This window comes from Liquorilactobacillus ghanensis DSM 18630, assembly GCF_001435235.1.
GTDB lineage: Bacteria > Bacillota > Bacilli > Lactobacillales > Lactobacillaceae > Liquorilactobacillus > Liquorilactobacillus ghanensis.
The window spans coordinates 17,279-38,692 of sequence record NZ_AZGB01000030.1 but is presented as its reverse complement, the minus strand read 5'-3'; the positions used below and the strand labels follow the sequence as shown (position 1 = coordinate 38,692).

The 21,414-nt window shown below is 36.1% G+C and carries 14 protein-coding genes; 1 reads left to right on the top strand and 13 read right to left on the bottom strand.

The window, feature by feature from the left end; all coding sequences use genetic code 11:
* Positions 1-132: 132 nt before the first annotated feature.
* From FC89_RS11830 to FC89_RS11780, 11 genes are all read right to left on the bottom strand, one after another.
* Positions 133-2,106: a glucose PTS transporter subunit IIA gene (locus tag FC89_RS11830; protein ID WP_083485493.1), complete on the bottom strand. Its 1,974-nt coding sequence runs from the start codon at positions 2,104-2,106 to the stop codon at positions 133-135.
* A gap of 80 nt (positions 2,107-2,186) precedes the next feature.
* Complete coding sequence (gene murQ / locus FC89_RS11825; RefSeq protein WP_057872738.1) at positions 2,187-3,110, bottom strand: N-acetylmuramic acid 6-phosphate etherase; 924 nt, start codon at positions 3,108-3,110, stop codon at positions 2,187-2,189.
* Positions 3,111-3,561: 451 nt separating this feature from the next.
* Complete coding sequence (locus tag FC89_RS11820) at positions 3,562-4,836, bottom strand: 5-methylcytosine restriction system specificity protein McrC (RefSeq protein WP_057872737.1); 1,275 nt, start codon at positions 4,834-4,836, stop codon at positions 3,562-3,564.
* 4 nt (positions 4,837-4,840) lie between these two features.
* A complete protein-coding gene (locus FC89_RS11815; protein ID WP_057872736.1) occupies positions 4,841-6,829 on the bottom strand; it encodes an McrB family protein in 1,989 nt (662 codons plus the stop codon).
* Between the two features lie 204 nt (positions 6,830-7,033).
* Entirely contained in the window at positions 7,034-8,554 is a 1,521-nt protein-coding gene (locus FC89_RS11810) for a bifunctional metallophosphatase/5'-nucleotidase (RefSeq protein ID WP_057872735.1), read from the bottom strand.
* Between the two features lie 9 nt (positions 8,555-8,563).
* A complete protein-coding gene (locus tag FC89_RS11805; protein WP_057872734.1) occupies positions 8,564-9,811 on the bottom strand; it encodes an MBL fold metallo-hydrolase in 1,248 nt (415 codons plus the stop codon).
* Positions 9,812-9,840: 29 nt separating this feature from the next.
* Complete coding sequence (locus tag FC89_RS11800; protein WP_057872733.1) at positions 9,841-11,109, bottom strand: ABC transporter substrate-binding protein; 1,269 nt, start codon at positions 11,107-11,109, stop codon at positions 9,841-9,843.
* 101 nt (positions 11,110-11,210) lie between these two features.
* Positions 11,211-12,035 carry a carbohydrate ABC transporter permease gene (locus FC89_RS11795; RefSeq protein WP_057872732.1) on the bottom strand — a complete coding sequence of 275 codons (825 nt, stop codon included), beginning with the start codon at positions 12,033-12,035 and terminating at the stop codon, positions 11,211-11,213.
* A gap of 10 nt (positions 12,036-12,045) precedes the next feature.
* The gene (locus tag FC89_RS11790) at positions 12,046-12,942 is read right to left on the bottom strand and encodes a carbohydrate ABC transporter permease (RefSeq protein ID WP_057872731.1); all 897 of its coding nucleotides are present in this window, start codon (positions 12,940-12,942) and stop codon (positions 12,046-12,048) included.
* Positions 12,932-14,014, bottom strand: a complete 1,083-nt coding sequence (locus tag FC89_RS11785) for an ABC transporter ATP-binding protein (protein WP_057872730.1) — start codon at positions 14,012-14,014, stop codon at positions 12,932-12,934. Before FC89_RS11785 ends, FC89_RS11790 begins: the two co-directional genes overlap by 11 nt.
* Positions 14,015-14,249: 235 nt before the next feature.
* Positions 14,250-17,936, bottom strand: coding sequence for a DEAD/DEAH box helicase (locus tag FC89_RS11780; protein ID WP_057872729.1), 3,687 nt, complete (start codon positions 17,934-17,936; stop codon positions 14,250-14,252).
* A gap of 360 nt (positions 17,937-18,296) precedes the next feature.
* On the opposite strand from FC89_RS11780, the gene FC89_RS11775 reads away from it, so the two are divergent.
* A complete protein-coding gene (locus FC89_RS11775) occupies positions 18,297-18,917 on the top strand; it encodes a L,D-transpeptidase (RefSeq protein WP_057872728.1) in 621 nt (206 codons plus the stop codon).
* 443 nt (positions 18,918-19,360) lie between these two features.
* Here the strand turns inward: FC89_RS11775 and FC89_RS11770 are convergent, their stop codons facing one another.
* Together FC89_RS11770 and FC89_RS11765 are read right to left on the bottom strand one after the other, a co-directional pair.
* Positions 19,361-20,299, bottom strand: coding sequence for an NAD(P)H-binding protein (locus tag FC89_RS11770; RefSeq protein ID WP_057872727.1), 939 nt, complete (start codon positions 20,297-20,299; stop codon positions 19,361-19,363).
* Between the two features lie 230 nt (positions 20,300-20,529).
* Positions 20,530-21,393, bottom strand: a complete 864-nt coding sequence (locus FC89_RS11765) for a GRP family sugar transporter (protein WP_057872726.1) — start codon at positions 21,391-21,393, stop codon at positions 20,530-20,532.
* Positions 21,394-21,414 lie beyond the last annotated feature (21 nt).

Below are 21,414 nucleotides of genomic sequence, written 5' to 3'. Positions count from 1 at the left end.
AAATGGGACAAAAGAACAAATATCCAGCCATGAACGAGAAAATTTACTATGTTTATTCTTCCAGCTCACTGCCGCAGATTGCCTTTTGCCCCATCTTTGGATTTTATTTACTTTGTAATAATACTTTTGAAATTATTTTAATTTTATATTAGCAGCGATTGCTCCGCCAGCAATTGTTTTTGTTTGCGTTAAATCAAGTGCTGCCACCTGATCCAGATTTGTAATTACAGTAATTACGGTAGCCGCTTTATTCGCTGCAGCAATTTTTTGCAAATCCATCGTGCCAACTTGCTGGCCGGCAATAACCTGATCACCAGCCTGAATGTCTAAGGAAAAAGGCTCTCCCTTTAATTTTACCGTATCTAATCCTAAATGAACCAAAATTTCAAGACCATTTTCACTTTTCATCGTCCAAGCGTGTTTAGTATCCATCACACTCACAATTGTTCCTGTAATTGGTGAATAGATGGTTTCTTCAGTTGGCTCAACAGCAAAACCGTCGCCGACCATTTTTTTCGAAAAAACACCGTCATTAACATCTGCTAATTTTTCCAATTTTCCACTTACCGGTGCAGTTAGGGTCGCTGCTTTTACTTTCACTGCAGCAGTTGATGTCGTTGTCTTATCTGATGTTTCCAACAATTCACCGGCTTCATTTTTAGCCAGCATCGCTGATTTAGGCACACCAAAGAAGTAAGTAATTAAAAATCCTCCCACGTAAGCCGCTAGTAAACCGAGAACATAACCGAACCATTTGCCATTAGCGATCAAAGGAATTAAAGCCACTCCGGAAGGACCGATCGAAGTTGCACCAATATGACCGATACCGGAAATTACCGCCCCACCGATTCCGCCGCCAATACAAGCAGTGACAAATGGTCGTCCTAATGGCAGTGAAACACCATAGATCAATGGTTCACCGACTCCCAAAATTCCAACCGGCAAAGCTCCTTTGATCAGATTAATCAATTGTTTGTTTTTACGGCATTTGATCCATAAAGCAATTGCCGCGCCAACTTGTCCCGCTCCAGCCATCGCTAAAATCGGCAGTAGTGGTGTATTGCCTAGTTGCTTGATCATTTCCAAATGAATCGGCGTTAAAATCTGATGCAGTCCGAGCATAACCATCGGCAGGAAAACTAATCCTAAAACAAATCCAGAAAATGCTCCACCAACATTTAAGATCCAGTTGATACTGCCAACTAATGAACTGGAGATCCAACCAGCTGCAGGCATAACTAGAAAAATGGTAAACAATCCCATTACTAATAAGGTTAAAAATGGCGAAAAAATTATATCAACAGAATCGGGGATGTGTTTATGAAACCACTTTTCAACAAATGCTAATATCCAAACTGAAAATAAAATACCAATAATGCCGCCTGATCCAGCTGTTAAGGCCGTTCCAGTAAAAATATTCGGTAACGTACTTGGGGCAACTACTCCTGGCAAATAAACCAAGCCGCCAATAATACCACCTAATCCCGGCGTTGCTCCAAATTCAGTCGCCGTATTAATTCCGACGTAGATGTTCAAATAGATAAATAAGCCACCGTAAATTGCTTTCATTGTCAGAATTATCGTTGACCATTCCGGTCCAAGCAAATGAGCAGTCTGCATATTGCCTAAAATGCCAGCAATTCCGGAAATTAAACCGGCACCTACAAAGGCTGGAATTAATGGAATAAAAATCGAACTAATATGCTTTAAAGCCATCCGCCACCAAGTTTGCTTCAGCTTAGCTTTATGCTCCGCGTGAACCTGAGCTGCTTTTTGAGTAACTGCTTGCTTATCAGCGGCATAATTTGAAGATTGCTTAGCCAGTTGATCGGGAAAATCCTGTCCAAGTTCAACTCCAACTTGAGCAACCATTTCCTTAGCAACTTTATTAACTATCCCGGGGCCTAAAATTACTTGATAAGTATCTTCTTCGGCAACTCCCAAAACCCCAGGTACTTTTTTCAAACCAGCAGTTTCTGCCTGGCTTTCATCTTTCAATGTTATCCTGAGTCTTGTCATACAATGAATAATCTTGGAAACATTCTGTGGGCCGCCAATATGAGCATAAATTTGCTGCGCCAACACTTGGTATTTGTCTTCAGCCATGTCAATCATCCTTTCCAAATAAACTTGAATTAATGTTTAAAATTAAGCGTTTACATTTAGTTAGAGAACTAACCTTAAAATTAATTTGAGGATAGTTCTTGTTCCCGTTGCCACTGCTGGATCGCGACAGCAACCTGATTAGCATTTTTCTTCAAGTAAGCTGCCGCAACCGGATACTCCATGCCGGTTTTACCCATGACAATTGCAACCGGTACTCGCTGTTTGGCTGCAGTCAATAGCTGTTTGGCTGCCTGGTGATCCTTGCCAGTAGTTGCCTGAATAATCCGAATGGCGCGATTAACCAATTTTTCGTTGGTCGGCAAAACATCAACCATCAAATTTTGATAAACTTTACCGGCTTTGATCATGACACCGGTTGAAAGCATATTCAAGACCATTTTCTGAGCAGTGCCAGCTTTCATGCGAGTTGAGCCGGTAATAACTTCCGGTCCAACAATTGGTGCAATGGTTAAATCAGCCTGCTTTTCCATTTCACTTTGCGGTACACAAACGACCGCAATCGATTTTGCCTTCAGCTGGTTACTATATTTAAGCGCTCCAATCGCATACGGCGTCCGGCCGCTGGATGCGATTGCAATCAACGTATCCTGCGCCGAAAAGTTAATGTGTTTCAAATCGCTAACTGCTAATTCGGCTGAATCCTCAGCGCCTTCAACAGCTTGAAACATGGCCTTCTGACCCCCGGCAATCAATCCAATCGCCTGATTGGGATCCAAGCCGAATGTCGGAACCAATTCTGCAGCATCAAGTACTCCCAACCTGCCGGACGTACCGGCACCGCAATAAACCAACCGACCACCCTCGCTAAAACGCTGGCTAAGTAAATCAACTGCTTGAGCAATAATCTTCGTCTGTGTGGCGACTGCCGTGGCAACTTTTTGATCTTCTTGATTAATTGTTTGAATAATTTCTCTGGTCGACATTTGATCAATTGCAACAGTCGCAGGATTTCTTTGCTCAGTTACTAATTTTTCAACTCCCATAAAACACCAACTTCCTTTTTACCTGAATGACTAATAAATAATCCTAACAACTTATTTTATTTTCCAAAAATATCATAGCATAATATTAGTAGTTTTGAAATATGATTTCATTATTTAATAATATAAGTTGCAAAAAAGGATATTTTATTTCAAAAAATCTGTAAAAAACTTTATTAAACAAACTCTTGGTTAATAAAAAATTGGATTTCTTGCCGTTTTTAAAACCTATTAGTTATTCTTGCAAAAAAAATTGTGAGTTCTATAATATTTGATACTGATAGAAATAATTTTCGATTAGCACCAATCTTTATTTTATGCTTTATATAAAAAGAGACGGGGTGGCAACCTCACCTCATCCCTAAAAAAATGTCTTCTTCATGATTATTGAACTCGTTTTTTATGTTGTTTCACCTATTCCAACTTGATCAATAGAAAATCAAGTTTATTAAAATCAGTTGAAGTCCAACACCTTTAAATTGTTTTCCATTTTCTGAATTTGTTTTTTAAAATCTAGATAGGTTTTATAATTTTGAGGTACAAAAAATTTGTAGCTAAACATTTCTCCGCCACCATATAGTTCACCAAGTAAATTCAATCCTTGCATATCTGAATTATCAGTTGGTTGCAGGAACACACCTTTGCTCGCTTTCATGATGTGAATATAGGTAGCTAACTGATTATAGTCGTTTCGCTTATCTATATTTCTTTTATACTTTGTGTCGATTGGTATCCCGTTATCCTCAAAGTCAGGATAACGATGTTGTTGATTTTCTATACCTAATTTCTGGAAAAGATTTTTAGTTGCCAATTCCTCTTTTCTACCATAATGTTTCCAACCAGTAATTTTACAAATGTATTCTTCCCAAAGCCAGGCTACATCAATGATGATTCCATAGACTTGACTTCCATCATCCCCAAATCCTATTTTTTCCTCAGTAAGTATTTGAATACACAATCGCTGCAATTCAGCATACTCTTTAAAATATCCATATTTCACCGGATTTAAAATATTATTCTGAACAATATTTACTCTATCCATTCGTGAGTATGAATTTGTGATTTGATTGATGATCCTAACGTTTTCTTTGATAGTTTCACTGCTTAAAAGCAAAAAATTGTGTTCCAATTGAATTTTCTCAACCGTATGGCGAATTAATTCTGTGATATTGTTATCGTAACTAAATTCACGCGTTCTATAGGCTACTTTACCAACAAAAGGAATATTATTTTTAATCTGCCTAGCAATGTCTATTGGACCTTTAATGTTAACATCATTATATTGTCGTTGCACATATTCTTTATAAACACCCTTTGCCAGAGCTTTATTTAAATAATAAGGAAACAAAAACACCAGTAAATCGTAATAAGACACCTCTTGTGATTGATTCAGTTTATTATTTACCACATTATAATTCAAAACTTGCTGTATCATGTAACGTAAAAAATAATTTCGCCGATCATTTTTACTAAATCTTGAATTAATATGGAATTCATCTTGACCGTCACCAATAATACCTACAATATTGCAAGTTCGGGTTTTGCCATTTCTTTGTTGAAAAATATAGTTATCTTGATCCAAATCATCAGAATCTTTTAGCTGCTGTGGAAAAATAATAAAATTTTCCTTGTCCAAAGTAGCTAAATCCTTATTTGCCAATTTAGTAACAATTGAATGGGATCCAAGTTCATCAATAGCTGAATTATCTTCCAACGTAAAAGAACTCATAAAATCAGTCCTCCTTGTTTTTGGAAAAATAACTCTTACTAATTTTGGCTAATTTACTCTTGGCTTCACGTTCACCACGGAAATAATCTTTTAGTAATGGATAAAGTTTGTTATTCCATAACGGCGCATTTGCTTTAGTAACTTCTGGTGAAACTAAATTCTTAAAGTAACTTGCCCCAATTTGGTAATCTGTTGTTAATCCCCCTTCTTTAATGATAGCTTTATTAAGTCGCTGCATTTGCTCTTTGACTTCAGTATTAAGATTCATGTTTTCGGCTGATTCTTCAGCAGTTATTTCAATGAATGTAAAACGACGTCGCATAGCAAAATCAAAGGTATCAACTGAGCGATCAATATCATTCATAGTTCCAATAATATAAACATTGCCGGGAACATAAAACTTTTCTTCAGTATTTTTGTGAAGATTAGCGTATTGTGTAAAAACACCTTCTTCATTATCACGATATTCTGGATCTATTGAAAAGAAAAGTTCGCCAAATATTTTAGAAATTTCGCCACGATTTATTTCATCAATAATAAAAACATATTTTTTCTCATTCGATTCTGAAACCACTGATGGTTTATAAGCCTTAAGTCCGTATTTAGCTTTTAAGTGAGCTACAATAGCTTTTCGATATGAATCTAAACCACCTTTGGGAACGCCTGGTAGTCCACAATATACCCTATAAATTTGATCATGATTCCAATACATCGTTGTCTTATCTGGGTATACTCCCTGCATTCCATTTCGATCATAAGATACGAGATCTTTGATTGGTTTTCCCGTTAAGGTTTTTAATTCATTATAACCAGTACCATCAATCCCCTGATCTGTTACTTCAGAAAAGAATTTTTGCCATGCTTCCTCAAAATTATCTTGTCCATTAACTAATTTAGCTGCCTTTGCTTTTTCGACAAAAGACATAAAACTACCTGATTTCAAGTAAAAGTTAACCACGCCATCATCAGAAGTTGCTGGTCTCAAACCTTCGACAAAATCTGTGTAATCGTAGCTGGGATGAAATTGAACAAAACCAATTCTTTGTTTTTGTTCACTGGTTAATTTGGCTACATTAGTTGTCAGACCATCTGAAACAATGTCAGCTGCAATTTGGTTTGCTAAGTACGTTTTACCGGTACCGGGTGCACCATGGAAAACAACATTTTTTTCATTTAATACTACTGTTGAATATTCGTTTTTATATGTAATCATATTATCTTTTTCTTTCTTATCAGCACTTAATTTATTTTTGTTAGTATCTTCATCTGGTAATACAGCATTTCGATATTGCCAAAGAATACTACTCAGTAAACGCCCATCTAACTCAGGATACTTATTTGCAATAGCCGCTGTTATGTCAAAGTTTTGTTTATACACCCACCCGTTTTTATTTAATTTAATGAGCCTGCCCCATAATTTTTTCTGATCTTTGTTCATATTTATTCCAGAAAAAATCTTTCCTTTAGAATAGGCACAAAGTAATTTTGTTACTAGCGCTGGGCGATTGAAAAATGAATTTGCTCGGATAGAACTATTGAATACATCATCAGAAAAATTCGCATTTATACCCTTCTCAAGAATCAATAACAAATCTTTTTTTAGCAACGTAAATTTTTCATCTAATTCATCAGCTGGAATAGCTTGGTTGTTTTGATTATAGTAAGTTTGCGCTTTTTTACTCCAATAAATTCCAAACTTACCAGCATTTCCTCCTCCTATTCCGAGATACATTTTTGCATACTTTCCATTCTCTATTTCATGGCATAAGGATCTATTTTTTGACCCCTTGCCAATTACATATTCATCAAGGTTTAATGTCTTTAGTCTTTCAAGTGACCATTCTTCTAAAAACTCTGAAGTTAATTTTTCATTCTGCCTTTTCCACTCGTTAGCTTCTTCCAATAACTTTGATTTATTTTCTTCATACCATTTTGAAAAACCATCAAAACTAATTTCAGGTTTATCGATTTGTAAATTCGTAGGTTCTTCCATGATATAGCTCCTTTTTTATATTTAAATAAAAGTAAACACATTGTATCACATATTAAAGAGTCACGTTATAAACTAAATATTAATTGTATGCGTGCTACGTAGGCGGTACCAATAGCGCCTTACCTATATGAATTTTTCCCCTCAAATTAAAAACTTGAACTACAAAAAAGCTGCCCTTTTAAATTATGGACAGCTTACTTATGGTTATTTGATAACTTGATAATTACTTGTTTTTCCGACTTTAACTGGTGAATGTTCCTTCAAATAATTAATTAGCAGTCTAGGCATTTCAATTGGGATTTCTTTAATTATTTTAGCAGCAGAAAACATTTTGAAATCACCGCCGCCTAATGCTCGATATTGATTTAATACTATCTTTAACTGTTCGTTAGCAGCAATCGGATGGCCGTGATAATTTAACTTAATAATTCGACTGCCGATCGGCCGACTGACTTTTATCGTATAATCGATTCCACGATAAATATCATAATTAAAATGTTGGATCTTTGGGAAAACATAAGCCGGATTGACAATTATTTGATCATTTCTTAAGCTCCAATAGCTGGCGCATTGTTCCAACGCAGCCTTTAAATCCGCACCAGAAATCTGTAAGACAGCTAAGCCATTATTAAACGGATAATTAGCCTGAATCTGGCTAATAGTTACCGGATCAGAAAAACCCGGTTGTTGATTATTAAACAGGGCCGCTGCCGAAATATCAATTTCAGTTGCTGCTGACTGCACTTGGTTAATGAATTCAATAAAGGGGTGTCCCTTCAATCTTGCCTGAAAATGATCATGAATTTCTAATTCATTAGTTTCAGTCTTACCGACTGGTTGCTCCAACCAAGCAGCTAACTTTGATTTAACTTGTTCTAACTGTTGAGTTAAAATCGGATCAGCCTTCTCTTTTTCAACTGAAAGCAGTTTAGGTTGAGAATTGATAACCTTGCCAGCCTGAATTTCAAATACGATCTCACCTACCATTTCTCCAAAACAGCCCGGTTGGATCAAAGGGATACCATTAATATAGTCGGCAATTTGACGATGCTGATGTCCAGTAATTAAAGCATCAATTCCCGGCAATTTTGCTAACTCAGCTGCTTCATTCTCACCGGTCAACGGTTCGGTCAACTGATTTGTTTTTAAATCCCGTTCCAATCCACCATGATAAGCAACCAGAATAACATTAGCTTTTTGCCGCAGGATCGGTAGGATTTTTTTAGCCGCTGTAACTGCTGAAACAAACTTCAAATCTTTAAGATGAGCAGTTGGCTCCCAATGGGGAATATATTGAGTTGTCAATCCTAAAATTGCTACTCGATATTGGCCACATTTCAAAATTTTATAAGGTGTCCCAAAATAAGGTTGACCATCATTCCCCAAAATATTTGCACATATAATTGGTGTGGTACGGAAAGACAAGGATTTTTCAAGGAAATTCTTGCCATAATTAAATTCATGATTGCCAAGAAGCGAAACATCATATCCGACTGAATCCAAAGCTGCTTCTAGAATCTGTGGTTGATGAATTTCTTCATTCACAAAGTAAGCCAATGGTGAACCCTGAATAAAGTCGCCATTTTCAATCGTGATTATTTGTTCATCAGGTAAAGCTGCTTTTTTCAAACGTTTGATTAAAGCGGCCTGTTTTACTAATCCACCCTGATCAGTAGCTAGCAAGTGTCCATGGACATCGCTGGTTTCTAAAATTCGCAGAATCATTTACTTCCCTCACTTAAACAGATATTTATGATTCAACTCCGGTAAAAAAGTTACTAGTCCATTGGCTTCTAACGCTGCTTCAGCCAGTTGCGGTTCAAAAGAATGCCAAATTACCGTTTTTTGTGCCCGAACCATTTCAGCAACCTTAACGAGCTCTCGTTTTGAAGCGTGACCTGAAGTACCGATACGCTGAAAAGTAGCATTTTGTCCGACTAAAAAAGCTTTTAACTGTAGATAATCAGGATCGTAATCGCCTAATGGACCACCATCAGCATGCAAATAAGCAAATTTGTTCAACTTAACCAGCTGCTTTAAATTAGTAAAACTATTTTGAACAGCATATTCTTGCGGTGCCGCATTAATTTGTTTCCAAGTAACAACCGTTGTTCCAGTGATCCCCGCGGTCTGCGTAAATATGGTTTCTGCCGGTAAATAATGCTTTAGCAAACGAGCAAAAGCCGGTTCCCAGACAATTGGCCGTTGATTGGCCAAGGCAAGTTTTTGAAATCTAACCAAACGTTCAATATTTCGCGGATAAAGATTAACTACCGGTACTGCTGTTAATGATTTTAAAGCCAATGCGAATCTTTGACCGCATTCAACTTCTCGATTAACTTCCGGCTGCAGTTGTTCAAGTTGACCAGCTTTATCATCAGGAAAACTAAAGCTGGTTCCTTCAAGTAAAAATAAGTCTAAATGCAAGCTATTAAATTTTTTTGTCCATTTTTCCACTTCATCATAATGATCGCCGAATAATCGAATGTCTCCCGAATGCGCAAAATTATGTTTGCCATCGCTGATTAAAAGCGAACTAATACCTACAATATCGTGATCACTGGCAAAACCGGTAACTGTTAAATTACCGATTTTTACCGGTACTTCGGGGTCAAAAACCTGAAAATCAAGCTTTAAATTTGTTGCTAAGCCTGACTTAACTAATTGTTGATACAATTCATAGCTCGCTCGTGACATATAAACGGGAATATTTTTTTTCAAATATTCTAAAGCTGCTGTATGATCTAAGTGCAAATGTGAAATAAAAATCGCTTGATGAACATATTCCTCTTTATTAATTTGCGGCAAAAAAAGTTCCGGCACTGCAGGTAAATCGTGTTTTGCCAATAAAGTTTTTACGTCTGCCTGCGAAGACTGCTGCGTTAATCCAAAATCAGTAATTATTCGAGAGTTACCCTGACTTATTTCCACAATGTTGCCGCCAATTGTTTTTAAGCCGCCTAAAAATCTAACAAAAGTCAATTAAAACCCTTCTCTATTTTTTAAAATAATTAATTTCCTGCTAAGGTTGTTTTAGTCTGTTTAGCTAAGTTGTCAAGTGCTTTTTTAGCAGGAGTTTTCTTGTTCAGCATACTATCAAATGCTGTATTTGAATCAGTGTAATACTGGTTAAAACCGACAAATGCTTTTTGTGAAAATGAATCGGGCAGTGAATCTACCGCCGCCTGATCATACGGATTATCTTTCAAAAACTGTTGAAATGATTTTGAGGCAACAGCTTTTTTGGAGACTGGAAGATAACCGGTTGCTTCAGCCCATTTTGCTGTAACGTTTGGTTTAAGCAGATATTTCAAATATTTGTAAGCACCGGATTTTTCAGCTTTGCTTGCTCCTTTAAATAATACTAAATCATTGCCGGCAACTTCTGTACCAGATTTTCCTTCATATGATGGAACAACTGCAGCACCCCAATTAAATGACTTTTTAGCTGCTTCTTTGATTGAAGCAACGGCAGCTGAAGACCCAATGTAAAAGGCTGACTGGCCATTAACAAAACTCTGTGTCCAATAAACATCTGATCCAGCTGATTTAGCTGTCCCATTCTTAACCATATCAAGGACAAAGTTAGCCGCTTTAATTGATGGTTGCGAATTTACAGCAACCTTTTTACCAGAAATTGGTGTTACTCCCGCAGCATGCAGCATACCTTCCCATTCCATCTGGAAACTCTGATCAAATCCATATGCATAAATTTGATGTTCTTTTAATTTTTGCCCATCAGCTCGCAGCTGATTCCAAGTTTTAGGTACTGCTAAATTATATTTTTTCAAAATATCTTTGTTGTAGTACAAAATACGTACCGATTTTGATAAGGGAACTGAATAATAATTGCCGTCAACTTTGGATCCATCACGGAAAGAAGCATATATGTCTTTAACATTCTTTTTCGGCATACTCTTGTATAATGGATCAAGACTTTGAATAAAACCATTATGCTTGTAATCCGGTAGGCTGGTATATAGTGCCATCCCCAAGACTGGAAGATTGTTGGATTTAGCAGCAGCCATAACTTTTTGGTTCATTTTGTCATAGGTACCTTGCGATGTTAAAACCACATGATATTTATTTTGCGATTTGTTGAATCCATTAGTGATTTTTTGTAGGTTTTTTTCATAAACACCAGTCAATCCAGTCCAAAGAGAAATTTTCGTCTTTTTAGTTGAAGCAGCTTGAACATTGGTACTGGCTCCACCCAAAGTCACTATCAAACTAACTGCTAAAACTGCTAAAAAATACTGTACCAGCTTAATTCTTTTCATTATTTTCTTCTCCTTTTTAATGTAAAAGTGTTAAAAATAAAAACCACAGCATAACATTTGAATCTAAGCATCACCTCCTTTAAAATAAATAATTTGTCCGCTCAGCCTTTTAGCCCGGAACGACTAACTCCGGCAATAATGTATTTTTGCAAAAAAATGTATACCAGCAGCATCGGAATGATAATGATCGTTGAAGCTGCCATTAATAATTGAAATTGCGTTCCGGCATCTGTTGTAAAATTACTTAGTCCGACTGGCAAAGTACGCATCTTATCAGAATTAGTTACGATCAATGGCCACATAAATGAATTCCAACTATTGATGATCTCCAAAGCTGCCAGCGCAATAATTGTCGGTTTGGCTAATGGAACCAACATATGCCACAGAAAATACCAATCACCTGCCCCATCAATCTTGGCTGAATAATAAATCTCGTCTGGAATTGACATAAACGTCTGACGCAGAGTAAAAACCGCAAAGAAACTGGCTAACCAAGGAATAATCAATGCATAGTAAGTATTGATCATATGAAATTTCGATAAAGTAATGAAATTAGGAATAATCAGCATTTCTCCCGGAACCATCATGGTCGTTAGACAAATCATAAAAACTATTTTCTTCCCATAGAATTCCAGCTTTGCAAAAGCATAGGCGGCTAAAATCGTTGTAAGCAGCTGACCGCAAGTAGTAATAACTGTAACAATGACACTATTAATGAAATACCGAAGAAACGGTGCCGCATGCCAAGCGAGCACGAAATTCATCCATTGCAGTTTCTTGGGGATAATCACTGGCGGAATCGTCATTGCTTCCGAACCGGATTTTAAAGCTGTATCAAGCATCCATAAGAATGGAATCAGCATTAAAATGCCGCCAAAAATTAGAATCAAATATTCGAGTAAGCGACTGATTTTTTGTTTATCCATGCCTGACCTCCTAAACGTAATAGATATGTTTGCGACTGTATAAATAGTTGATCACCGTAACGATTAAAATCAGGAAAAATAACACCACCCCTGAGGCCGCAGCCAATCCATATTGCCACTCCGTGTAAAACTTCTGATACAGATAAAAGACAAGCGTTAATGTAGCCTGTCCCGGTCCTGGAGAGCCGCCAAACAAAACAAAAACCTCATCAAAAACTTTGAATCCGCTGATAATACTCATCACGGTAACTAAAAAAGTCATTGGCGATAACAGTGGGAAAATTATATAGCGAAAAGTTTGCCACTTGTTAGCACCATCAATTTGGGCTACTCGCTCATAACGTTGATCAATATTGCTGAGTCCGGCTAAAAACAAAATAATATTAAAACCTAATCCCTTCCAAATTGTCATTATAATCAGTGCCGGCATCGCCCACTTCGGATCATTCAGCCAATTAATCGGTCCGATCCCTAAATGTCGCAAAAATAAATTCAACAAGCCATACTGATCGTTATAGATCCACTGCCAGACTAAGGAAATTGCAACTGTGCTGGTTACAAATGGTAGAAAGTAAACTGTTTTGAAAAATCCGGCTAAAAAACGGATATGATTAAGCAGCAAAGCAATCCCTAACGACAAACAAATTGAAATTGGAACAACACCTATAACAAATATCAAAGTATTTTTCAATGCTAACCAAAAATTGGGATCAGAAAAGAGTGTTTTAAAATTCCCCAAACCGATTTGACCAATTTGATTGGTGTAAAAATTGTATTTGGTAAAAAAACTCATTGCGAAAGAATCCAAAATTGGAAAAATATTAAAAACTAGCAAAATTAGCAACATTGGAGCTAAATATAAAAATCCAATTAAAGTTGATTTCAAAGTTGGTTTCTTAATCATCATTGACTATCCTTTCTCCATCAGCTGACCAGATGATCTTTCCAGCTTGATCACTTAGAAAAACACCGGTTGTTTTAAGCCGGAAATGAATAGATTCGCTTTTTTGTTCAAGTTTTTCTTGGAGAATCGCAGTTGCTAAAATCGTTTCCCCTTGAAAATTCATTCTAACGGCCGTTTCTTTGCCAAAGCGACTAGCACTCAATAATTTTCCTTGAAAATTAACTGGCAGAAGTTTCTGAGTCGAATCAGCTGAAACAATACTTTCTGGTCGAACGATTAGCGAAACAGCATTTTTCAAAATATCATTAGGAATAAAACTGGCAAACTCACTTTTAAGATCTGCCAAAGGAATTACATTGACCTCTGGATTACCAATAAATTTAGCCACAAATAAGTTACTAGGTCGATCATAAATTTTATTCGGTGTTGTGTACTGCTGGACTTCTCCCGTATCTAAAATCATTATTTTATCGGCAATATGCATTGCTTCATCTTGATCATGCGTAACAAAAACTGTAGTAACACCAGTCGCCACCTGAATTTTACGAATTTCGTCACGCATTTCAACTCGTAAACGGGCGTCCAAGTTAGAAAGCGGTTCATCTAATAGTAGAATTGAGGGTGATTTTGCTAAAGATCTGGCAATGGCCACTCTTTGTTGCTGTCCACCTGAAAGTTCTCCGGGATGTTTATCCAACTCATTACTAATATGTACAAGCTTTGCCAATTCTTGCGCACGTTTAAGCTGATCCTTCTTTTTGACTTTTGCCATTTTTAATGGAAAACAAATATTTTCTAGTACTGTCATGTGGGGATAAAGTGCATAATTTTGGAAAACCATTCCAACGCGGCGATCTAGCGCATCCTTTTTGGTTACATCCTGCTTATCAAAATAAATTTTTCCTGCTGAAGGCAGCAACAAACCACTAATTAAATTTAAAGTAGTTGATTTTCCACAGCCGCTGGGACCGAGCAAACAAGTCAGCTTGCCATTAGGAATTTCAAAATTTAGATTATGCAATACTTCTTTTTGCTTGTCATAGTTCAAAGAAACATTTTCAAAACGTACTTTCATGAATTAAGCACTCCTCATATTTTTTAAATGCCTGTTTTTATTGAAAGCTATTAGCAGCAAAACTTTTCAGGCAAGGATTCTAATTATAAAGAATCAACGTTATGGTATTGTGTTGTTTATGTAAAGGTTGTGTAGCGGTCACAATTCAAGTATTTGTTTGCTATAAAAAAACGATCAAACTACCGCTAATCTTACGTTGATAGTTTGATCATTTTATTTTGTATTAATTTAATTTTTACTCCAAGATCTGCAGCAGATCTTCCTTGGTTAATTTGCCACTGGTAATTTTTTCATTATTCAATAAATTATCAGCTAATTGTTGTTTAGCTTGCTGCAGCTGCAATACTTTTTCTTCAATGCTGTCCTTGCTAATTAAAGAATAAACATTAACTTTGTTTTGCTGACCAATTCGATGCGCCCGATCAGTTGCCTGGCTCTGTGCAGCACTATTCCACCAAGGATCAAAATGAATTACTATATCAGCTCCCGTCAGATTTAAACCGGTTCCGCCAGCTTTTAATGAAATCAAAAACACTGGGACTTGATCTTGGTTAAACTTTTCTGCCAATATTGTCCGCTGTTTTTTGGCGGTACTGCCGAAGATTTCATAAAATTTAAAACCGGCTGTCTGCAAATCTTGGGCTAACATTTTCAATAGTGAGACAAATTGTGAAAAAATTAAAATTTTGTGACCGTCGCTGACTGCCTGCTCAACTAAATCCAAACAAGCTTGCCGTTTAGCAGACATTTGCTGATAGTTAGTAAAAACTAATGCGGGATCACAACAAATTTCCCGCAGTTTTGTCAAACCGGCAAGAATTTCAAGTTTGCTTTGGTTAAATTCCTGCTCGCTTTGCTGTTCAACCTGTTTCTTCAGCAAACTCGTTTGCGCTTGATACAAAGCTCGTTGTTTTTTCTCCATTTCGACTAGATAAACCTGTTCCGTTTTTTCCGGTAGATCTTTAAGCACTTGCCGCTTTAAACGGCGTAAAATAAATGGTGAGACCAGCTGATTTAATTTTTGCTGTACTGATTTTTGCTGATCCTTGATAATCGGATTTTCATAGTTGCTGCGAAAATCATGGTAGGTTCCTAGAAAACCCGGCATTAGAAAATCAAAAATACTCCAAAGTTCACTTAACCCATTTTCAATCGGCGTGCCGGTCAAAGCAAAACGAATCTGACTTTTAAGCTGCTTGACCGCTTTGGCTGCTGCAGTTCGCGGATTTTTGATGTACTGTGCTTCATCAATAATTTCAAAAGCAAAATCAATGTCTTGGTATTCTTCCAGATCGCGCTTTAACAAATCATAGGAAGTAATTACAATATCTGGTTTAGTTGCTGTTAACGACTCCAATTGCAGCTGACGTTGTTTTTGTGTTCCAGCAATCAAGGCAACCTTCAATTGTGATGCAAATTTGGTTAATTCAGCTTGCCAATTGTAAATCAATGAAGCTGGTGTGACGATCAGCGAACTTGGTTGTTTAATAACACCTTCTGTGCGATTGGCTAATAATAATGCAATTATCTGTAAAGTCTTTCCTAAGCCCATCTCATCTGCTAAGATTCCGCTAAAATGACTAGCCGTCAGCAGCCGCAGCCATTGATAACCAACTTTTTGATAAGGTCTTAATGTTGCCTGTAATTCCATAGGCAAAGCAAACTTTTGGCGCTCAACTTTCGCAAACTGTTTAACCAACTGTTCAAATTGCTGATTCGTTTTCAAATTCAAATTGACTTGGTTGTCCTTGAGAAACTGATCCAAAAAGAATGCCCGATTGGCCCCCAGTTGCTGATCACTTACAAATAACTCTTTAGCTGGTAATTGTAAGCTTTGTTGCAATTGGTTAATTTCCGCAAAATTTCCCTGTGCTAAATTCACTAAACTACCATTAGGCAAACGATAAAACTTCTTTTTTAGTCGATATTGCTGAAAAAGTTGTTGTAGTTCAGCTGCAGAAAAGTCTTGGCTATCGAATTGTAAATTCAGCAAGTTTCCCTGCAATTTAACACCAACGGAAACCTTTGGAGCAGAAACAAGCGAGACTTTTTTTAACGCAGTCGAAACTTTAACCGTTCCGTAAGTCTGCAATTTAGGGATTATTTGGGTCAACAGTTGAAAGAGCCGTTCATCTGAAAACTCTGCTTGATAATTCATCTCTGCTTGATCAACTTGGTTAAAAAACTTCATTAAATCAGTTTCAATTCTTTTTTCACGACCATTCTGGTGAATTTGCAGTAAACGCAACCGATCCAACAGATTCTTTTCTTGTCCATTCCTATTAACAATTACCTGACAGGTTAAATATTGCTTTGTTTCATCCAGCAAAAAAGTAAAAGTTTCTTCAACAGGTAATTCACCTGCTGCTAGTTTAGGCTGGTTCACAGTAATATTAGGATCATTTTGCCATTCTGGCAGTTGCTGATAGTAAAATTCAGCTAAATTCTGTTTACCAATTAGCGCATCAATTTTATCTTCAAAATTACCATGGCTCAATATTGCCCTAACTTGACTTTTCTGGGATAAATTCGTACGGTAAAAGAAGCCATCTGTTACAAAATAAACTGCTTTTTTGCCAAAATACAATTTTGGTAGTTTAGATTCAACTTTTAAGCCCTGAAAATTCTTGGTATCATCATAATATTTTTTCAGGTTAATATTTAAATTCACTTGACCATCACTTAATTCCAAGTCGCTTATATCTTTGGAATAATCATCAATGAAAAATACTTTCTGACCATTGAATGTTTGAAAAAAATCGTCAAGTGTTGCCGGTCCCAGCAATAAGGCACTTGAACCATACCCATGTAATCCAAACGCCGCGCTTGAAAATGAATTCTCCAGATATGTTTGTTGAAATCCCTTTTGCAGATCAACAAGTGGTGCGACGTTGCGCTGCAAAAAATCATAGAGCGGTAAAGAATCTGGTGTCAGACTGGCAACTCGTAAAGAAAGTCGCTGCTTTCTACCTAGACGCATTGTCGCTTGACGATCAAAATCCTGTAATAACTGCATTAAATTTCTAACTTGGTAAAATCGTTTACCGGTTTCAGCAATTTTCAGGCGCAATGCCAGTAACTTGTCATCTAATATAATAATTTCTGGGCGCAAGGAGATCGATTGGTGTTGGTTTGCAGTAGTCAATTCAGCTTGATTTTGCTTAGTTTTTGCTTCTTCCCAACTATTCAAAAGTGATACGCCTGAATAATTAGTAAAATCGCCCGGATTATTTTCAATAATTTCATCAGTCAACTTCAATAATAAAACAGTTGTATGTTCACAAAACCTATCCTCACGATAACAAATCTGACAGCCAACTTTAATCACGCGATCACGTTTAACTGACAAATAAGCAAGTTTGCCAGTTTTGCCAAAGCCTTTACTATTAATGATCTGTTCGTATACCGGCGGATATTGCCTATTTTGTGGATCCTGATCATAAGTCAACGCTAACTGCTCAGGAATAAAATCGCTTTTCTTGGCTACATCAAGTCCTTTTTGAAAAATTTCATCATCAATGTCAATCCCAGCCAAAATTTTTCTTAAATCAAAATAATAATCATTTGTAACTTGCTGATCGACCCGATGTTTTAATTTTGTCAGTAATTTATGCGTTGGTGCCGGGGCAGTTACATGGTGTTTTTTGGTCAATACCTTACCTGCAGTTAATGTATAAAGAACAGCCGCTAGATGTTTACATGGATTCCCCTGCTTTGCAAATGGACAGGAACAGCTTAAATTAACAAATTCACCACGATCATCCAAATTAATCTGAACATGATAAAGACGACGACCTTGAACAGCTGCTGTCCAAGTCCGTTGCTGCTTGTTATAAAGCAAGTCTTTTACCCGGCTTTGTTTAAAATATGATTTACCACGAGTTAAAATTCTGTCTGCAAAAAAGTCTTGCCATTCTTCCATAATCAGTTCTCCTGTTAGGGTAATTGTTAATATATCTTCTTTTTATAAAGCTAACCTTACTCAATTATCGGCAGATATACAAGTCCGGCAATCATAAAGAATAAATGGACTCCAGCAACTAAATTGGTTTTCATTATTAAAGTATTTTTGAGACTATTTTTTATTTAGTTTAGTAATTTTGCTATTTGGTATTGCATTAACAATAAGAAAGTAATAATATTATATCGTTATGGTTTAAATAAAAACATATGTTAATACATACATTATATGGCTATGGTTGTTTAACGGGGGAATGACTAGTTATGGGGAACAAAAAAAATTAAAAATCTCTTAGGCTTAGTAGTTGTGGTTTGCCTTTTAATGGGAATTATTCTTATTCGAACTTTTTCTGGCTTAAATGCAGATGGTGTAAAACCTAAAACAAATTCAAATAGAACACGTACATCACAGTTAAAATATTCAAAGAAATCAAGCGCAAAAAAGCTAACCACATCAAAGTCACATAAAAAAGCAAAACCCTCGGTAATGAGGACACCAATCAGTTGGCGGGCATCTTCTGAGACTGTTCCTTATCCCAATGTTAATAAATATCCGAATCTATGGATTCACGTTTCAATTGAAAAACAACGTATGTATTTAATGAACAATAATCAAACTCTTTATACAATGTATGCTTCTACTGGTGTACAAACGCCGGATCGTGAAACTCCAACGGGAACTTATTATGTTCAAGCTGAAAGAGGTTATTCCTTCTATAACTCTAGCGTAGGTGAAGGAGCTTATTATTGGGTATCTTGGTTGAATCACGGTGAATATCTATTTCATTCCACGCCAACTGATGCTCAAGGAAATTATATTCAATCTGATGCTAATGATTTAGGCAAAAAGCCGTCTTCTCATGGTTGTGTTCATCTGAGTGTTTCCGACTCAAAATGGGTTTATGAAAATATTAAATATGGAACAAAAGTTGTTATTGACTGATTCAATAACAACTTTTGCTCCTTTTTTCTAACTCTTCCTTTCATCTGTATATTTCACCAATCAAATTTGCGGATTATTTCCCTAATTGCTATTATTTCAGCTATCGCTTACAAAATATTTATGATCTATAACTAAAAATAGCCCGTAAAAAAATTACACCTGTTATTCAAGTGTAATTTTTTTAATCACTAACGTATCCCCCGAAGAATCTTCCCAATTTGACTGACTATCATAGTGTTTACCATAGCTACTCTGAACGGTTACTTTGTTTAATTCAACATCCAGAGTGGCACTTTACTGGAAATAACTCTGAAAAATTATGAATAAAGTCAGTATAATTTGTTAGGTATTAACTACTTGGAAGATTCTATATGATGCTGGTAATTACTATGCCTGCACACAATCTAGGACTTAGTTTCCCTTAGCAAAGCTATGATTTTAACCTATTCTGTTGGATGACGTTCCCCCAACAGATAGTTTTCAACGTGTTCAAACATATAACGAACCGAGATTGGTAATCGAGCGCATAAACTGCTGAAGTCACTAGCCGAAACATCTAGGAATCCTTCACGAACAGTTGTTCCAAAGGTTACCATTCCTTCAGAAGTTGCTTTGATCGGGCTTTTAGAAAAATCGCCATCCGTATTGCGTGGTACACCAATACTATCAAAATAATCAAATAGTTCTTGATCGGTTCGCGGAGTATAAGTAATATTTTGTCCAATAACATTATTAGCAATTTTTAAAAAACTACTATAATTTAAAAGTTCCAAACCATTAATGTTCAAAGCTTCCCGATGAATTAGATGAGTATTTAAAGCACAAGCAGCTGCAAATGCCGCATCTTGTCGTGAAATGAATCCAACGCGACCATCACCCATATTTTTTTCGATTGTATTTTCTCCCGACTTTACAGCCCGCATATAATCGCTTATAAAAGCTTCAGCAAAAAGCGAGTTTCTCAAAAAAATATAGTCAATTCCACTATTTTGAATTAACGCTTCTGTATAACCATGATCAACATTTTCAACACTAGGATTCAGCGGATTTCCAGCAGATAAAACCGATGTATAAATAATTTGCCGAACACCAGCCGCTATACAAGCATCAATTGCATTTTTATGTGCTTGTCTCCTTTTCTTACCAACAAATGGCATTGAAATCAATAAAACTTTTTCTGCTCCAGTAAACGCACTGGTCAGATTTTTCATTGAATTAAAATCAGCTACTCGACATTCAATTGCTGTTTCTGAATAATCTGTAAGCTTTTTTACACTTGGAGCTGTAAAAATTAACTGATTATCTGGTAATAATTTCCTGATATACTGTGCAACATATCCACCAAAGTTACCATCGACGCCATTTACTACTACTTTTCCCATTTAATCACCACCCTCCATTGATTGTAATATAAATCACAATCTACCGCAATTATCTATTAAAATATTTTCTTATAAAACACCGATTAGATATAAATATCAGAAAAAGGTTCAAAATAAGTAATTGTGAATAAGAGAACTTTTACTTTAATCAAAATTGCATTTTCTTAATAATCCTTATTTTTCGATCTTGAATTGTTCAATTAAGAAAGCAATTGGTGAATGATATAGTGTTAAATCATAATAATAATTGCTCCTAGTACTATAAACAACAAACTGCTCCAAAGTTTCATCTTAGATGTACCCTGTCTTTCCTTTAACACGTAAACACCTAGAATTGTTGCAATTATGATATTACTTTGCGACATCAAAAAAGCATTTACCATTCCATTAACAGAAATAGATAAAAGATAGGCAAAAGCTGCAAAACCGAATAAACACCCCACTGCCAAATTACAAATAGATACAGTTATACCAGTTTGTGAATTTTGATCAACTAAAAGGATTAAAATACCAGCCACAAAAACCATACCTAAAGCCTGAGGTAATAAAAAAGCACTTAATTCAATATGCGTGTTATTAGCTGTAACTAATTTAGGAAGTGCAGAATATAACCAATATCCGCTAGTTGTAAATATTAAAATCAAATAATAATAGTTACTGCGTTTAATACTGTCTGGTTGTTTTTTATTATTACTAAAAACAATTCCCATTAAAATTAAAAAAATACCAATTAATCCTTTGAGTACTTGATAACCATTAGACCATTCATTAAAAATTATTCCACCGATTAATGAATTACCAACAATTTGCAAACCAGTAGATATAGGAAAAACTTTACTAACTCCTAACGATGTATAACCGATATATTGCCCATACTGACCGATTCCCCAAGCTACACCAGAGATGAAGAAAATCAAAAAATTCCCAGTTCCAATCTCTTTATCTTTAAAAGCAAAAATTACAAGAGAAATTATACAAATACCCAAAGTTGTCCCCGAAAGCTTTTTCAATGAACTAGTTGGAATATAATACAACAATAACGGTGCCGTTCCCCAAATAACCCCTGGAAATAATCCAATTAAAATGTTTTGCATTTTATTCTCCTTCAAAAATAA

Excerpts from the sequence above, each read along its gene's own strand:
- FC89_RS11770 (WP_057872727.1), bottom strand. The coding sequence starts at position 20,299 with ATGGGAAAAGTAGTAGTAAATGGCGTCGATGGTAACTTTGGTGGATAT.
- FC89_RS11820 (WP_057872737.1), bottom strand. The coding sequence starts at position 4,836 with ATGAGTTCTTTTACGTTGGAAGATAATTCAGCTATTGATGAACTTGGA.
- FC89_RS11775 (WP_057872728.1), top strand. The coding sequence starts at position 18,297 with ATGGGAATTATTCTTATTCGAACTTTTTCTGGCTTAAATGCAGATGGT.
- FC89_RS11815 (WP_057872736.1), bottom strand. The coding sequence starts at position 6,829 with ATGGAAGAACCTACGAATTTACAAATCGATAAACCTGAAATTAGTTTT.
- FC89_RS11830 (WP_083485493.1), bottom strand. The coding sequence starts at position 2,106 with ATGGCTGAAGACAAATACCAAGTGTTGGCGCAGCAAATTTATGCTCAT.
- FC89_RS11785 (WP_057872730.1), bottom strand. The coding sequence starts at position 14,014 with ATGAAAGTACGTTTTGAAAATGTTTCTTTGAACTATGACAAGCAAAAA.
- FC89_RS11800 (WP_057872733.1), bottom strand. The coding sequence starts at position 11,109 with ATGAAAAGAATTAAGCTGGTACAGTATTTTTTAGCAGTTTTAGCAGTT.
- murQ (WP_057872738.1), bottom strand. The coding sequence starts at position 3,110 with ATGGGAGTTGAAAAATTAGTAACTGAGCAAAGAAATCCTGCGACTGTT.
- FC89_RS11780 (WP_057872729.1), bottom strand. The coding sequence starts at position 17,936 with ATGGAAGAATGGCAAGACTTTTTTGCAGACAGAATTTTAACTCGTGGT.
- FC89_RS11810 (WP_057872735.1), bottom strand. The coding sequence starts at position 8,554 with ATGATTCTGCGAATTTTAGAAACCAGCGATGTCCATGGACACTTGCTA.
- FC89_RS11765 (WP_057872726.1), bottom strand. The coding sequence starts at position 21,393 with ATGCAAAACATTTTAATTGGATTATTTCCAGGGGTTATTTGGGGAACG.
- FC89_RS11795 (WP_057872732.1), bottom strand. The coding sequence starts at position 12,035 with ATGGATAAACAAAAAATCAGTCGCTTACTCGAATATTTGATTCTAATT.
- FC89_RS11790 (WP_057872731.1), bottom strand. The coding sequence starts at position 12,942 with ATGATGATTAAGAAACCAACTTTGAAATCAACTTTAATTGGATTTTTA.